This is a genomic window from Arachidicoccus sp. (assembly GCF_050436765.1).
Taxonomy (GTDB): domain Bacteria; phylum Bacteroidota; class Bacteroidia; order Chitinophagales; family Chitinophagaceae; genus Arachidicoccus.
In genome coordinates this window covers 1-1,524 of the sequence record NZ_JBNQGD010000076.1, presented here as the reverse complement: position 1 = coordinate 1,524, position 1,524 = coordinate 1, and the positions used below count along the sequence as shown (strand labels likewise).

The window sequence follows — 1,524 nt, the reverse complement described above, 5'->3', positions numbered from 1 at the left end:
TGATGATCCTTCCGCATTTCCCGATGATTCTTCCGCGTTTCCTAAGATTGTTCTGAGTCGCGAAAGAATTTCTTTTCTCTCTTCAATAATGTTAATAAATTCGTTCGTAAATTCATCCTCTCCTTCAAGATTCAAATTTTCAAATCCACGTCCATCCTCCATAATATCGGATTCAGAATTTCTAGCCAATTTGTCAAAATCGTATAAAACTTCCCATAGCACATCTGTTCCCTTTAATATTTCTATTTGTGCTTCTATACCGGGAAGATCTAAATCCCTCATCTTATTTAATCGAGCTTTTGCTCTTTGAGATATCATCTCCTTAGTTTCCCCAATACTTTTTTTTTTTGAAAATAACGGGACATATTCTTTGTTTATTTCGTCGATTAAAGTATTTAGGTTCTCTTCTTGAACCGTATTGGTCAAGAAGTTAGTCGAAAGTTCCTCGACGCAATCTATTATATGCCAATTTAATTGGCATTGGTCGATTATCTTGTTCAATCGTTTACCGACCATCTTCTTTTTACAAAGATATGTTCTATCTTTGTTATTATTATTATCGATACTTTCCGACAGAAAGATCTTCAGAATATCATTCCCAGGAGTCGCGGGCTGCATCTTTTGTCTGTATATTTCAACCGCTTTATCCAAATACGAACAATACCTTAATTCTGATCGTCTATTAATCTCATTGTTGTATTGGATAAACCTTAATCCTTCTGATAAGTATTCTATATAATCAGAAAGTAGGTCTTGGTTGTCTTGATCCCAATCGGGAACTTGTGGTGGGTTGAAATAATATGCAGTCGTCTTAGTCTTACCCCTTTTCCACCCTTTTATAACGACATTAACGTTTGGTGGATCGTCATATATCGATCCTGTGAAGGAACTAGATTGGGTTTCGTCTAGTTCTATCTCACTAGTATTGGGAATATTTTTATTTCGTTCCCAGGAAACGTATTTCTCAACTCGCCAGTCTGCGGGAGAAATATCTGTTTTGCGTAAGGATATCCTTATTGGCATTACATTTCTGTAATATTTTGCCTGAGACAAGGATTCCCCTACGCGCTTTATTTTGATGAGCCCTCCTTTCGGGATTAACTTTTTAGGCTCAATCGAATATTTAATGCCATTTGTCATTGAATGTTCGGTATCTTGATTAACATAATTGATACCGACATTTTGGAATTCTTCTCGAACATTTCTGACTTCTCCCTCGTTAGTATGTAGATTTATCGTACCTTCAAAACCGTTAATAGTTTTGAATTTTATTTGGTACTTCTGGATTTCAATCGATTTGAAATTTGAGGGAAACGTGGCTGCGGAGGTCATTGCTGCCAGAGCAAAAACCCCATTCTCAGAGAGAACATTCTCGGTCTCTCTAATTCTTCGATCGGAGTCGTTATCTTCCGCATTTGATATCGGATTTTCGTCATTAACCCGCTCTGGCTCTGGCTCCGGCTACGGCTCTGGGGTTGGGTTTTGATTATGTCTTTTACTCCTAATTTTAATTCGATAATAAGG

The 1,524-nt window shown here is 37.1% G+C and carries 2 protein-coding genes; both read right to left on the bottom strand.

Features of this window, described 5'->3' with window-relative positions; translation table 11 throughout:
- Window positions 1-1,332: hypothetical protein (locus ACQR30_RS03295; protein WP_429731213.1), on the bottom strand; the 1,332-nt coding region annotated here is incomplete at its 3' end.
- A partial coding sequence (locus tag ACQR30_RS03290) for a hypothetical protein (protein ID WP_429731210.1) occupies window positions 1,329-1,524 on the bottom strand: 196 nt, incomplete at its 5' end. The genes ACQR30_RS03290 and ACQR30_RS03295, both read right to left, overlap by 4 nt.